The sequence below is a fragment of the Buchnera aphidicola (Greenidea ficicola) genome (assembly GCF_039386055.1).
Lineage (GTDB): Bacteria > Pseudomonadota > Gammaproteobacteria > Enterobacterales > Enterobacteriaceae > Buchnera_K > Buchnera_K aphidicola_A.
Genome location: NZ_CP135012.1, coordinates 338,170 through 350,912 on the forward strand (window position 1 = coordinate 338,170; position 12,743 = coordinate 350,912).

The following is a 12,743-nucleotide window of genomic DNA, read 5'->3' on the forward strand; positions in this document are numbered from 1 at the left end:
ATTAAGATTCCTTAACAATTCCACCTAAAATTTTAATTTTAGAAAAAACTCCTTTAGTAACTTTTAAACCTTCTACAATAACAGGAAAAAAAATTCTTCCTGAAGAAATAATTTTTACATATTTTATATTTTTTTTTACAATATTAAATTTTTTTAAAATATATAAATTAATTATTTTATCATTAATTTTTCCAGATTTATATAAAGATTCTATTTCAGATAAACGAACTTCATCATTAAATATTTTTTTTCTAGAAACAAAACCAAATTTAGGCAATCTTCTATATAAAGGAGTTTGACCTCCTTCAAATCCTAAACGAACTTTTCCACCAGATCTAGATTTTTGACCTTTATGACCCCTTCCAGAAGTTTTACCAAAACCTGATCCTATTCCTCTTCCTAATCTTTTTTTACTTTTACATAATTTATTTATCGAAGAAATAGTATTAAGGTACATAATTTATATTTTCCAAATTTATANTTTTTATTAATTATTTATTTTTAACATATAAATAACTTTATTTATCATTCCTTGTAAAGATTTAGTATTTTTTCTAAAAACAGTATGACCAATATAACGCAACCCTAAACCTAATAATATTAATTTATGTTTTTTAATAATTCCTATCTTACTTTTTATTTGTGTAATAGAAATAAAATCATTCATATATTATTCACCTAAAATATCTTCTAAATTTTTATTTCTTTTTTCAGCAATAAATTCCGGAGATTTCATATTTCTTAATCCTTTAATAGTAGCACGAACAACATTAATAGGATTTGTTGAACCATAAGTTTTTGCTAATATATCTTTTATTCCAGCTACCTCTAATACAGCTCTCATTGCTCCACCAGCAATAATTCCAGTTCCCTCAGAAGCTGGTTTCATAAAAACATTAGAACCAGTATGAGAACTATAAATAGAATACTGTATAGTTTTTTTATTTAAATTAACTTGAATCATATTTTTTCTAGCTTTCTCCATAGCTTTCTGAATAGCTGATGGAACTTCTCTAGCTTTACCATAACCAAAACCTACCGAACCTTTTCCATTTCCAACTACAGTTAAAGCAGTAAAAGAAAAAATCCTACCACCTTTAACTGTTTTTGATACTCTATTAACTGTTATTAATTTTTCATTTAGTTCATTAATATTTTTTTTATCAAAATTATTCATNCCCATTTACCTTAAAAATGTAATCCATGTTTTCTAGCAGATTCAGCTAAAACCTTAATTCTACCATGATATTTAAACCCAGAACGATCAAAAGAAACTTCTTTAATTCCTTTTTCAAGAGATCTAATAGCAATAATTTTTCCAATTAAAATAGCAGCCTCTTTATTGCCAGTATATTTTAAATTTTTAATAATATTTTTTTCTAAAGTAGAAGCACAAACTAAAACAAAAAAACTTTTAGGTAAAATAATTTGTGCATAAATATGACGAGATGTTCTATGAACTAATAAACGAACTTTATTTGATTTTTTTAAATTTAAACGAACTTTACAAGCTCTACGAATACGACATTTTTTTTTATTTAACATAAAATTTATTACCCAATAAATTTATTTCTTTTTAGCTTCTTTAATACGAATATATTCATTTTCATACCTAATACCTTTTCCTTTATAAGATTCTGGTACTCGATAAGATCTTATATCAGAAGCAATTTGACCAACTTTTTGCTTATCAATACCTTCAATTAATATTTCATTTTGAGAAATATTTTTTATTATAATATCTAAAGGAAATTTATATTTTATAATATGCGAATATCCTAAAGAAAGACTAATAATATTATTTTTTATTTCTAAAACTCTATAACCTACACCAAATAAATAAAGTTTTTTAAAAAAACCATCAGTAACTCCTAAAATCATAGAATTAATTAAAGAACGACAAGTTCCTGCTTGAGACCAAGCATACATATTTTTTTTTTTTACATTAAATTTTAATACATTATTAATATATTTTATTTCAACATTTTTATTAATATTATATATTAAAATACCATTAGGTCCTTTAACTTTTATTTTATTTTTATTCAATGTAATTTTTACTTCCAAAGGAACTAAAATAGGTAATTTAGCAATACGAGACATNTTTTTTCTCCATATTATTAAGATACATTACAAAGAACTTCTCCACCTAAACCAATATTACGAGCCATTTTATCTGTCATAATACCTTTTGAAGTAGATATAATAGAAATTCCAAAACCAGACATAACTTTCATTAAATTTTTAAAACTTTTATAAATTCTTAAACTTGGTTTACTAACTCTAATTATATTCTCAATAACAGGCAAACCTTTATAATACTTTAAATAAATTTTTAAAATAGGTTTAAAATTATTTTTTTGAATTAAAAAATCTTTAATATAACCTTCATTTTTTAAAACATTACTAATAGAAATTTTTATTTTAGAAGAAGGCATTAAAACTGAATATTTATTTGAAAACTGAGCATTTCTAATACGTGTTAACATATCTGATATAGAATCTTGCATACTCATATAATATAACTCCTTTATTTAAAATTTTTAAATTACTATTACCAACTAGCCTTTTTTAAACCAGGAACTTCTCCTCGCATAGCTGCTTCACGCAACTTAATTCTACTTAATCCAAATTTTCTTAAATAAGCATGAGGCCTACCTGTTTGTAAACATCTATTTCTTTGACGAATAGGGCTAGAATCACGAGGAAAAGTTTGCAATTTTAACATAGCATTCCAACGTTCAGATTCAGAATAATTAACATTAGATATAATATTTTTTAATTTTTTACGTTGTAATAAAAATTTATTATATAAAAATACACGTTTTAATTCTCTAGCTTTTATAGATTCTTTTGCCATTTTTTTAAAATCCTTTAAATAAAATATTATACACGAAAAGGAAAATTCAAAGAAGATAAAAGAGCATAACCTTCTTTATCAGATTTAGCGCTAGTAGTAATAGAAATATCCATTCCCCTTAACTGATCTATTTTATCATAATTTATTTCTGGAAAAATAATTTGTTCTTTAATTCCAATATTAAAATTTCCTTTACCATCAAAAGATTTTAAAAAAAAACCTCTAAAATCACGTATTCTAGGGATAGCAATAGTAATTAATCTATATAAAAAATCCCATTTTTTTAAACCTCTTAAAGTTACTTTACATCCTATAGCATAACCTTTTCTTATTTTAAAACCAGCAATAGATTTACGAGCTTTAGTAATAATAGGTTTTTGACCAGATATTAAAGTTAAATCTGAAATAGCAAAATCTAATATTTTTTTATTTGTACAACCTAAACCAACACCCATATTTAATGTAATTTTTTCAATTTTAGGAACTTGCATAATAGAAGTATAATTAAACTTTAACATTAAATCCTTAATAATTACATTTTTATAATAATGATATAAAACAGTCATTAATTCATTCCTAATTCTTTTCCGTTAGATTTAAAAAAACGTACTTTTTTACCTTTTTTAAATTTATAAATAATTTTATCTGCTTTATTTGTTAAAGTATTAAAAATAGCTATATTAGAAATATCAATACATGCTTCTTTTTTAATTATCGAACCAATTTTATTTTGTGAAGGAATTGGTTTTTGATGTTTAGTAACTAAATTAATACCTTTTACAATAACTTTTTTTGAAGAAACTATATTACTAATAAAACCTATTTTTCCTTTATATTTTCCAGTAATAATAATAACTTTATCATTATAATTTAATTTTAAAGACATAATATATAATCCTTATAAAACTTCTGGAGCCAAAGAGATTATTTTCATAAATTTTTCTATTCTTAATTCTCTTGTAACCGGACCAAAAATCCTAGTTCCAATAGGTTGATCTGTGTTATTTAATATAACACAAGAATTACTATCAAAACGTATTAACGAACCATCAATTCTACGAATACCTTTTTTTGTTCTTACAACAATTGCTCTAAAAACTTCCCCTTTTTTAACCTTTCCTCTTGGTATTGCTTCTTTTATAGCAACTTTAATAATATTTCCAATTCCTGCATAACGTCTTTTAGAGCCTCCAAGAACTTTAATACACATTACAATTTTAGCTCCTGAATTATCTGCTACATTTAATATAGTTTGTTCTTGTATCATATAATTCCTACTTAAAATATTTATATTTTTTAAAAAAAAAATTAAAATTATTTATTATATAAAAAAATAGATTTTTTAATTATACGTAATAATTTCCAAGATTTAGTTTTTGATATTGGTCTGCAAGAAGAAATTTCTACAAGATCCCCTATCGAACAAACATTTTTTTCATCATGTATATGTAATTTTGTAGTTTTTTTTATATACTTTCCATAAATAGGATGTTTAACAAATCTTTTAATTACTACAGTTGCTGATTTTTGCATTTTATTATTTAAAACATTACCAATTAAAATAGTTTTATTTTTCATAATTATTTTTCTTATTTTCTGTAATAATAGTTTTTATTCTTGCAATATTACGACGAACTTTTCTTAATAAATGCAATTGTTTTAATTTTCCAGAACCTAATTGCATTCTTAAATTAAATTGTTCTTTAAATAATTTTAATAAATAAATATTTAAAAAAGAATTTTTTTTTTTTCTTAACTTTTTTATATTCATAATGCTTTCATCTTATTAACAAATATTGTTTTAATTGGTAATTTATCTGAAGCTAATTTTAAAGCAAGTTTAGAAATCTCCTCAGAAACACCACTAATTTCATATAATATTTTTCCAGGTTGCACTAAAGAAACCCAATATTCAACATTTCCTTTTCCTTTACCCATTCTAACTTCTAAAGGTTTTTTAGTAATAGGCTTATCTGGAAAAACTCTTATCCAAATTTTCCCAACCCTTTTAATAGATCTAGTAATAACTCTTCTAGCAGATTCTATTTGTCTAGCTGTTAATCTTCCTCTGGTAACAGCTTTTAAACCAAAAGTTCCAAAAATAATAATATCATTAAATACTAATCCTCTATTTCTTCCTTTATGCATTTTTCTAAATTTTGTTTTTTTAGGTTGCAACATAAATATAACCCTTTTTTTATTTTCGAATATATCTATTATTTTTTTTAGGATATGTAAAATTATTTTCTTTATTTTTAATAATTTTCATACCACCTAAAATCTCTCCTTTAAAAATCCAAACTTTTATACCAATTAAACCAAAAGTTGTATGAGCTTCAGAAGTATTATATTCAATATCCGCTCTAAAAGTATGTAAAGGAACTCTTCCTTCTCTATACCACTCTGTTCTAGCAATTTCTACTCCCCCTAACCTTCCACTAACTTCTATTTTAATTCCTTTAGCTCCTTGACGCATAGCATTTTGAACAGATCTTTTCATAGCTCTTCTAAACATAACACGTCGTTCTAATTGAACTTTAATATTATCAGCTACTAATTTAGCATCTAATTCCGGTCTTCTTATTTCAGATATATTAATTTGAGCAGGAACTCCAGATATTTTAGATATTATAGCTCTTAATTTTTCAACATCTTCTCCCTTTTTTCCTATAACAATACCTGGTCTAGCAGTATGTATTGTAACACGAATAATTTTAGATGGTCTTTCTATTATAATTTTAGAAATTGAAGCTTTAAATAATTTTTTAATTAAAAAAGATCTTACTTTAAAATCCCCATAAAGATTACGAGAAAAATCTTTAGTATTAGAAAACCAAACAGAATTCCAAGATTTAATTATTCCTAATCTAATTCCATTAGGATGTACTTTTTGACCCATAACATTCTCCAAAAAAAATATTACTATAAAACATTAGAAACTATAATAGTAATTTTACTAGTTCTTTTTAAAATACGATCTGCTCTTCCTTTAGCTCTAGGCATCATTCTTTTACTAGTAGGTCCTTGATCAACAAAAATATTTTTAATAATTAAATCACTTAAATTATTAATATTATTATTATGTTCTGCATTTGCAATAACTGAATGTAATAATTTTTTTATTAAAAAAGAAGATTTTTTTGAACTATTATTTAAAAAATCCAAAGCAAATAAAACTTTTTTCCCTTTTATTAAATTTACTACCAATCTTAATTTTTGAACAGAAGATTTTATTTTAAAACACTTTGCTATTATTTCTACCATAAAAATGATCCTTATTTTTTATCCACATTTTTTTTTATTTTTCTATCAGCAGAATGACCTTTAAAAGTCCTAGTTATAGAAAATTCCCCTAATTTATGACCTACCATATCTTCTGTAATATAAACAGGTATATGTTTTCTACCATTATGTACTGAAATAGTTAAACCAATCATATTAGGTATAATAGTTGAACGACGAGACCAAGTTCTTAATATTTTTTTATCATTATTCTTTAAAGATTTTTCTATTTTTTTAAAAAGACTAAAATCTACAAAAGGACCTTTTTTTAATGAACGCGGCATAAAACCTCCAAAAAAAAAAATTATTTAGTACGATTACGAATAATAAATTTTTGTGTTCTTTTATTATTTCTAGTTTTTTTACCTTTTGTTTGCAATCCCCAAGGAGTTACTGGATGTTTACCAAAATTTCTTCCTTCACCACCACCATGAGGATGATCAACAGGATTCATTGCAGTACCGCGAACTGTTGGTCTAATCCCTCTCCAACGAGAAGCACCAGCTTTTCCTAAAGATCTTAACATATATTCAGAATTTCCAACTTCTCCAATAGTTCCTCTACAAGAAGATAAAACTTTTCTTATTTCTCCAGATCGCAAACGCAAAGAAACATAAAAATTATCTTTAGAAATTAACTGTGCATAACTCCCTGCAGATCTAGCTAATTGTCCTCCTTTTCCAGGTTTCATTTCTATATTATGCAAAATAGTACCTAAAGGAATAAACATCATAGGTAATGCATTTCCTATATTAATAGGAGAATTTTTACCAGAAATAACAACATCTCCTACTTTAATATTCTTAGGAGATAAAATATAATTTCTTAATCCATCTTTATATAAAATTAAAATAATATTTGCTGTTCTATTAGGATCATATTCTAAACGCTCTACCACAGCAGGAATTCCATCTTTTAAACGCTTAAAATCAATTTTTCTAAATACTTTTTTATGACCGCCTCCAATATGCCTAGTAGTAATTCTACCTAAATTATTTCTTCCACCAGTTTTATTTTTTTTATATAATAATTTTTTAAAAGGTTTTCCTTTATGCAAAATAGGGTTAACTACTTTTACAAGATGCCTTCTTCCAGAAGAAGTAGGATTACACTTTAAAATAACCATAGTTATTTCCTTTAATATAAAACTTTATTCTTTATTATTAATAAAATTTAAATTATGACCTTCTTTTAAAGTAACATAAGCCTTTTTCCAACTTTTTTTAAAAATAACATTTTTATTATTTTTTTTTTTTTTACCTTTCATTAACACTGTATTAACACTTTTTACTTGTACATTAAATAATTTTTTTACAGCTTTTTTAATATCAATTTTATTTGCAGAAACCATAACCTTTAACACTATAACATTACGTTTTTTAATAAGAATATTAGATTTTTCAGAAAAATAAGGAGATAATAACACCTTAAAAATATAATTATTATTAATCATATTAACATTTCCTCAATTTTTTTTATAGCTTTTACTGTAATAATAACTTTTTCACAATTAATTAAACTTAAAGGATTAATAGAATAAATATCAAAAACATTAACTTTATACAAATTTCTTGCAGCTAAAAAAATATTTTTATCAAATTTAACAGTCAAAATTACTACATTTTTAACATTAAAATTATTCAACTTATTTATCAATAATTTAGTTTTAGGAAAATCAATATAAAAATCTTTAAATAAAAATATTCTATTTTGACGTATTAATTCCGAAAAAATACTTTTAATAGCTCCCCTATACATTTTTTTATTTACTTTTTTAGTATATTTTTTATAACTTGCAGCAAATGTTACACCACCAGAACGCCAAATAGGACTTCTGATAGAACCAACTCTAGCTCTACCAGTTCCTTTTTGACGCCATGGTTTTTTTCCTGAACCAGAAACCTGCGAACGACTTTTTTGCGCTTTTGTACCTTTCCTCATACAACATTTATAAGAAACAATAAGTTGATGAATTAACGTTTGATTAAAAACATAATTAAAAACAGAATCTGAAACATGTATAAATTTTTTAGATGAATCCTTTAAAAATAATTTCATTATATAACCCCTAAAATATTTATTACGGGCTTAACAATAACAAAAGATCCTTTACACCCAGGAACAGAACCTTTAACTAATAATAAATTTCTTAAAAAATCTATTTTTATAATATTTAAATTTTTTATAGTTATACGCTTATTACCTAATTGTCCTGCCATTTTTTTACCTTTAAATACTCTTCCTGGAGTTTGATTTTGCCCAATAGATCCAGGAGCTCTATGTGATAAAGAATTACCATGAGTAGCATCTTGCATGCTAAAATTCCATCTTTTCACAGTACCAGAAAAACCTTTTCCTTTAGAAAAACCAGTTACATTAACACTTTTAATTTTTTTAAAAATATTAATATCAATTTTTTTTCCTAAAAAATAATTATCATTTTTTATATAACGAAATTCCCACAAACCATTACCAACTTTTACACCAGATTTTAAAAAATGACCTATTTCTGTTTTTTTTATTTTTTTTTTTTTTTTAAAACCAGTAGTTAATTGTATAGCATTATAACCATCATTACTAATATTTTTCATTTGAGTAATATAATGATTTTGAAAAAAAATTACTGTTACTCCAATAGATCTTCCACTATCCATAAAAAAACGAGTCATTCCTATTTTTTTACCAATCAAACCAACCATATAAAAATTTTCTCCTTTATATAATATTTAAAATCCTTATTAAAATTAATCTAAACTTATTTGCACATCCACTCCAGCAGCAAGGTCTAAACGCATTAAAGCATCAACAGTTTTTTCAGTAGATTTAATAATATCAATTAACCTTTTATGTGTACGAATTTCATATTGATCCCTAGCATCTTTATTAACATGAGGAGAAACTAAAATAGTAAATCTTTCTTTTTTAGTAGGTAAAGGAATAGGACCATTAACTTTTGCTCCAGTTCTTTTTGCAGTCTCAACAATTTCTAAAGTAGATTGATCAATTAATCTATGATCAAAAGCTTTAAGACGTATTCTAATTCTTTGGTTTTGCATTAACCAAAAACTCCAAATTATATAAAATTTATAAAATAATTTTAACTTAATAAAAAATTTATTAAAGTAAAAATTCATTAATATAATATAAAATATTAATAAAATACATGAAAAAATTTATTTAATATATTAAAATATAAAAATAATTACTAACTTATCACTTTAGTAACTATTCCAGCACCGACTGTTTTTCCACCTTCTCGAATAGCAAAACGTAAACCATTATCCATAGCAATAGGATAAATCAATGTAACAAACATTTTAATGTTATCACCAGGCATAACCATTTCTATTCCTTCTGGAACCTCAATAAAACCAGTAACATCTGTTGTTCTAAAATAAAATTGAGGTCTATATCCCTTAAAAAATGGAGTATGTCTACCACCTTCTTCTTTAGATAAAATATAAACTTCAGCTTCAAATTTCATATGAGGAAGAATAGCACCAGGTTTAGATAAAACTTGTCCTCTTTCTATTTCTTCTCTTTTTGTTCCTCGTAATAAAACACCAACATTTTCACCAGCTCTTCCTTCATCTAATAATTTTCTAAACATTTCAACACCAGTACAAGTAGTTTTAATAGTTTCTTTAATTCCAACAATCTCTACTTCTTCTCCAACTTTTATAATACCTTTTTCTACTCTTCCAGTAACAACAGTTCCTCTTCCTGAAATAGAAAAAACATCTTCTATCGGTAATAAAAATGGTTCATTAATTACTCTTTTTGGATTAGGAATATATTTATCTAAAAAATCAGATAATTCAAAAATTTTTTCTACCCATTTAACATCACCTTCTAAAGCTTTTAAAGCAGATCCTCTTATAATAGGAGTAGTATCACCTGGAAAATCATATTGAGTTAATAAATCACGAACTTCCATTTCTACTAATTCTAATAATTCTTCATCATCAACCATATCACATTTATTTAAAAAAACTACAATATAAGGAACACCAACCTGACGAGCTAATAAAATATGTTCTCTAGTTTGAGGCATCGGACCATCAGTAGCAGCAACAACTAAAATAGCACCATCCATTTGAGCTGCTCCAGTAATCATATTCTTAATATAATCAGCATGTCCTGGACAATCAACATGAGCATAATGCCTAATTAAAGTATCATATTCAACATGTGAAGTATTAATTGTAATACCTCTAGCTTTTTCTTCAGGAGCATTATCTATTTGATCAAAAGCTTTAGCTAAACCACCATATTTTTTTGATAAAACAGTAGTTATTGCAGCTGTTAAAGTTGTTTTTCCATGATCAACATGACCAATTGTTCCAACATTAATATGTACTTTAGAACGTTCAAATTTTTTTTTAGACATAATTTTTATTTAACCCTTATAATAAAATATATATATTTATAATATTTAAAAAAATAAAATAATTGTAATTATTAAACATGTTCTAATTTTAAAATATTTTTAGAAATATTTTTTGGAGTTTCTAAATATTTTAAAAATTCCATTGTATAAGAAGCTCTTCCTTGTGTTTTTGAGCGTAAATCTGTAGCATAACCAAACATTTCAGATAATGGAATATTAGCATAAACAATTTTATTAAATAAATTTCCATTATCATTATTCATTCCTTCTATAATTCCTCTTCTTCGATTTAAATCTCCTATCACATCACCCATATATTCTTCTGGAGTTTCAATTTCAACTTTCATAATAGGTTCTAAAAGTATCGGATTAGATTTTTTAAAAGCATTTCTAAATGCTATAGAAGACGCCATTTTAAAAGCCAATTCAGAAGAATCAACATCATGATAAGAACCATAATGTAATCTAACACCAACATTTACCACTGGATAACCAGCTAAAGGACCACAATTTAATTGTTCCTGTATTCCTTTATCAATAGAAGAAATATATTCTCCTGGTATTACTCCACCTTTAATATCATTAATAAACTCATAATTTTTATTATTATCATTTAAAGGAAATAAATCAATAACAACATGACCATATTGTCCCCTTCCTCCTGATTGCTTAATATATTTACCTTCAATATTTTTAATTGAAGAACTAATAGTTTCTCTATATGCAACCTGAGGTTTTCCTATATTAGCATCAATATTAAATTCTCTTTTCATTCTATCAATAATAATTTCTAAATGTAATTCCCCCATTCCAGCAATAATAGTTTGATTAGATTCTTTATCTGTCCAAACTCGAAAAGAAGGATCTTCTTTAGCTAATTTTCCTAAAGAAAAACCCATTTTTTCTTGATCTACTTTTGTTTTTGGTTCAACAGAAATAGAAATTACAGGTTCTGGAAAATCCATTTTTTCTAAAATAATAGAATGATTCAAATCACAAAGAGTATCTCCAGTAGTAACATTTTTTAAACCTATAGCTGCTGCAATATCACCAGCTCTTACTTCATTTATTTCATCTCTTTTATTAGCATGCATTTGAACAATTCTACCAAATCTTTCTTTTTGTAATTTTGAAGCATTTAAAACAGTATCTCCAGATTTTACTATACCAGAATAAACTCTAAAAAAAGTCAAATTTCCAACAAAAGGATCAGAAGAAACTTTAAAAGCTAAAGCAGAAAAATACTCTTTATCATTAGGATTTCTAAACACTTTTTTAATATTATTATCAGATACACCAGCAATAGAATTTATATCAACAGGGGAAGGTAGATATTCAATTATTGCATCTAATAATGTTTGTACTCCTTTATTTTTAAAAGCTGAACCACATGTTATTAAAATAATTTCATTATTTAAAGATCTTTTTCTTAATGAATCTTTAATTTCTTTTTCTTTTAAATTTTCACCATTTAAATATTTATTCATTAAAGATTCATTATTTTCTACAGCATTTTCAATTAAATTTTGATTCCATTTATAAGCTATTTTTTTTAAATTTTCAGGAATTTTTTTATATTTAAAAGTTACTCCTTTATCATTATCATTCCAACTAATAGCTTTCATTTTAATTAAATCAATTATTCCAACAAAATTTTCTTCTGATCCAATTGCTAAATGTATTGGAACAGGATTAATTCCTAAACGATTTTTAATTTGATCAAGAACTTTAAAATAATTTGCACCAGTTCTATCCATTTTATTAATAAAACCTATTCTAGGAATTTTATATTTATTAGCTTGCCTCCAAACTGTTTCAGATTGTGGTTGTACTCCACCAACAGCACAATATATCATAACAACACCATCTAAAACACGCATAGATCTTTCTACTTCTATTGTAAAATCAACATGACCTGGAGTATCAATAATATTAATTCTATGATTAGAAAACTGTTTTGCCATTCCTGACCAAAAAGTAGTTGTAGCTGCAGAAGTTATAGTAATCCCTCTTTCTTGTTCTTGTTCCATCCAATCCATAGTTGCAGCTCCATCATGTACTTCACCAATTTTATGATTTACTCCTGTATAAAATAAAATTCTTTCAGTAGTAGTAGTTTTTCCAGCATCAATATGTGCACTAATTCCAATATTTCTATAATTTTTAATAGGAGTAATTCTACTCATAAAAATTCTCTTTTATAAAATTTTA

The 12,743-nt window shown here is 24.9% G+C and carries 23 protein-coding genes; all 23 read right to left on the minus strand.

Annotated features, from left to right (window positions below):
* Nucleotide 1: 1 nt before the first annotated feature.
* Nucleotides 2-457, minus strand: a complete 456-nt coding sequence (gene rplO / locus RJT27_RS01640; protein ID WP_343189391.1) for a 50S ribosomal protein L15 — start codon at nucleotides 455-457, stop codon at nucleotides 2-4.
* A gap of 30 nt (nucleotides 458-487) precedes the next feature.
* Nucleotides 488-667 carry a 50S ribosomal protein L30 gene (rpmD, locus tag RJT27_RS01645; RefSeq protein ID WP_343189392.1) on the minus strand — a complete coding sequence of 60 codons (180 nt, stop codon included), beginning with the start codon at nucleotides 665-667 and terminating at the stop codon, nucleotides 488-490.
* A gap of 3 nt (nucleotides 668-670) precedes the next feature.
* Nucleotides 671-1,177, minus strand: coding sequence for a 30S ribosomal protein S5 (rpsE, locus tag RJT27_RS01650; protein WP_343189393.1), 507 nt, complete (start codon nucleotides 1,175-1,177; stop codon nucleotides 671-673).
* 11 nt (nucleotides 1,178-1,188) lie between these two features.
* Nucleotides 1,189-1,545 carry a 50S ribosomal protein L18 gene (gene rplR / locus RJT27_RS01655; protein ID WP_343189394.1) on the minus strand — a complete coding sequence of 119 codons (357 nt, stop codon included), beginning with the start codon at nucleotides 1,543-1,545 and terminating at the stop codon, nucleotides 1,189-1,191.
* A 21-nt stretch (nucleotides 1,546-1,566) separates the two neighbouring features.
* Entirely contained in the window at nucleotides 1,567-2,103 is a 537-nt protein-coding gene (rplF, locus tag RJT27_RS01660; protein ID WP_343189395.1) for a 50S ribosomal protein L6, read from the minus strand.
* A 17-nt stretch (nucleotides 2,104-2,120) separates the two neighbouring features.
* Nucleotides 2,121-2,516 carry a 30S ribosomal protein S8 gene (rpsH, locus tag RJT27_RS01665; protein ID WP_343189396.1) on the minus strand — a complete coding sequence of 132 codons (396 nt, stop codon included), beginning with the start codon at nucleotides 2,514-2,516 and terminating at the stop codon, nucleotides 2,121-2,123.
* A gap of 38 nt (nucleotides 2,517-2,554) precedes the next feature.
* A complete protein-coding gene (gene rpsN / locus RJT27_RS01670; protein ID WP_343189397.1) occupies nucleotides 2,555-2,860 on the minus strand; it encodes a 30S ribosomal protein S14 in 306 nt (101 codons plus the stop codon).
* A 26-nt stretch (nucleotides 2,861-2,886) separates the two neighbouring features.
* Nucleotides 2,887-3,426, minus strand: coding sequence for a 50S ribosomal protein L5 (gene rplE / locus RJT27_RS01675; protein ID WP_343189398.1), 540 nt, complete (start codon nucleotides 3,424-3,426; stop codon nucleotides 2,887-2,889).
* Nucleotides 3,426-3,746: a 50S ribosomal protein L24 gene (gene rplX, locus RJT27_RS01680; RefSeq protein ID WP_343189399.1), complete on the minus strand. Its 321-nt coding sequence runs from the start codon at nucleotides 3,744-3,746 to the stop codon at nucleotides 3,426-3,428. Before rplX ends, rplE begins: the two co-directional genes overlap by 1 nt.
* Before the next feature lie 12 nt (nucleotides 3,747-3,758).
* Nucleotides 3,759-4,127, minus strand: a complete 369-nt coding sequence (gene rplN / locus RJT27_RS01685; RefSeq protein WP_343189400.1) for a 50S ribosomal protein L14 — start codon at nucleotides 4,125-4,127, stop codon at nucleotides 3,759-3,761.
* A 47-nt stretch (nucleotides 4,128-4,174) separates the two neighbouring features.
* Complete coding sequence (gene rpsQ, locus RJT27_RS01690) at nucleotides 4,175-4,438, minus strand: 30S ribosomal protein S17 (RefSeq protein ID WP_343189401.1); 264 nt, start codon at nucleotides 4,436-4,438, stop codon at nucleotides 4,175-4,177.
* The gene (gene rpmC, locus RJT27_RS01695) at nucleotides 4,428-4,631 is read right to left on the minus strand and encodes a 50S ribosomal protein L29 (RefSeq protein ID WP_343189402.1); all 204 of its coding nucleotides are present in this window, start codon (nucleotides 4,629-4,631) and stop codon (nucleotides 4,428-4,430) included. The genes rpsQ and rpmC overlap by 11 nt, the downstream gene beginning before the upstream one ends.
* The gene (rplP, locus tag RJT27_RS01700) at nucleotides 4,628-5,041 is read right to left on the minus strand and encodes a 50S ribosomal protein L16 (RefSeq protein ID WP_343189403.1); all 414 of its coding nucleotides are present in this window, start codon (nucleotides 5,039-5,041) and stop codon (nucleotides 4,628-4,630) included. Before rplP ends, rpmC begins: the two co-directional genes overlap by 4 nt.
* A gap of 16 nt (nucleotides 5,042-5,057) precedes the next feature.
* On the minus strand, nucleotides 5,058-5,759 hold the full coding sequence (gene rpsC, locus RJT27_RS01705; RefSeq protein WP_343189640.1) for a 30S ribosomal protein S3: 702 nt from the start codon (nucleotides 5,757-5,759) through the stop codon (nucleotides 5,058-5,060).
* Nucleotides 5,760-5,782: 23 nt separating this feature from the next.
* Nucleotides 5,783-6,124: a 50S ribosomal protein L22 gene (gene rplV / locus RJT27_RS01710; RefSeq protein ID WP_343189404.1), complete on the minus strand. Its 342-nt coding sequence runs from the start codon at nucleotides 6,122-6,124 to the stop codon at nucleotides 5,783-5,785.
* Nucleotides 6,125-6,135: 11 nt separating this feature from the next.
* Nucleotides 6,136-6,426 carry a 30S ribosomal protein S19 gene (rpsS, locus tag RJT27_RS01715; RefSeq protein WP_343189405.1) on the minus strand — a complete coding sequence of 97 codons (291 nt, stop codon included), beginning with the start codon at nucleotides 6,424-6,426 and terminating at the stop codon, nucleotides 6,136-6,138.
* A 20-nt stretch (nucleotides 6,427-6,446) separates the two neighbouring features.
* Nucleotides 6,447-7,268, minus strand: a complete 822-nt coding sequence (rplB, locus tag RJT27_RS01720) for a 50S ribosomal protein L2 (RefSeq protein WP_343189406.1) — start codon at nucleotides 7,266-7,268, stop codon at nucleotides 6,447-6,449.
* 24 nt (nucleotides 7,269-7,292) lie between these two features.
* Nucleotides 7,293-7,595: a 50S ribosomal protein L23 gene (rplW, locus tag RJT27_RS01725; protein WP_343189407.1), complete on the minus strand. Its 303-nt coding sequence runs from the start codon at nucleotides 7,593-7,595 to the stop codon at nucleotides 7,293-7,295.
* Nucleotides 7,592-8,200 carry a 50S ribosomal protein L4 gene (gene rplD, locus RJT27_RS01730; RefSeq protein ID WP_343189408.1) on the minus strand — a complete coding sequence of 203 codons (609 nt, stop codon included), beginning with the start codon at nucleotides 8,198-8,200 and terminating at the stop codon, nucleotides 7,592-7,594. Before rplD ends, rplW begins: the two co-directional genes overlap by 4 nt.
* Nucleotides 8,200-8,841 (minus strand): 50S ribosomal protein L3, encoded by a 642-nt coding sequence (rplC, locus tag RJT27_RS01735; RefSeq protein WP_343189409.1) that lies wholly within the window; start codon nucleotides 8,839-8,841, stop codon nucleotides 8,200-8,202. Before rplC ends, rplD begins: the two co-directional genes overlap by 1 nt.
* A gap of 45 nt (nucleotides 8,842-8,886) precedes the next feature.
* Nucleotides 8,887-9,198 carry a 30S ribosomal protein S10 gene (gene rpsJ / locus RJT27_RS01740; RefSeq protein WP_343189410.1) on the minus strand — a complete coding sequence of 104 codons (312 nt, stop codon included), beginning with the start codon at nucleotides 9,196-9,198 and terminating at the stop codon, nucleotides 8,887-8,889.
* A gap of 149 nt (nucleotides 9,199-9,347) precedes the next feature.
* Complete coding sequence (tuf, locus tag RJT27_RS01745; RefSeq protein WP_343189411.1) at nucleotides 9,348-10,532, minus strand: elongation factor Tu; 1,185 nt, start codon at nucleotides 10,530-10,532, stop codon at nucleotides 9,348-9,350.
* A gap of 71 nt (nucleotides 10,533-10,603) precedes the next feature.
* Complete coding sequence (fusA, locus tag RJT27_RS01750) at nucleotides 10,604-12,718, minus strand: elongation factor G (RefSeq protein ID WP_343189412.1); 2,115 nt, start codon at nucleotides 12,716-12,718, stop codon at nucleotides 10,604-10,606.
* Between the last annotated feature and the right edge of the window lie 25 nt (nucleotides 12,719-12,743).